The sequence below is a fragment of the Paraburkholderia sp. SIMBA_054 genome, assembly GCF_046534875.1.
Lineage (GTDB): Bacteria > Pseudomonadota > Gammaproteobacteria > Burkholderiales > Burkholderiaceae > Paraburkholderia > Paraburkholderia hospita.
In genome coordinates this window covers 1-264 of the sequence record NZ_JAWRXV010000962.1, presented here as the reverse complement: position 1 = coordinate 264, position 264 = coordinate 1, and the positions used below count along the sequence as shown (strand labels likewise).

The 264-nt window shown below is 55.7% G+C and carries 1 protein-coding gene; it reads left to right on the top strand.

The genetic code is table 11. From position 1 onward, the window contains the following. A partial coding sequence (locus SB822_RS57980; protein WP_410859223.1) for a lysophospholipid acyltransferase family protein occupies positions 1–264 on the top strand: 264 nt, incomplete at both ends.

Here is a 264-nt window from a genome sequence, read left to right as displayed (position 1 = left end):
CTTTGTTACTCGTCGCCAACCATACTTCGTGGAGCGATATAATTGTTCTGTCGACGGTCGGTCAGGTCTCCTTCATCGCCAAGTCGGAAGTCAGGAAGTGGCCTGTTTTCGGTATGTTCGCCGTTTTGCAGCGCACCGTTTTCGTGGAGCGGGAACGGCGGGGCAAAACGGGTGAACAGACATCCGAAATCGCAAGGCGTCTGGTAACCGACGACGCTATGGTGCTGTTTGCGGAAGGCACGACCTCGGATGGTAATCGCGTCC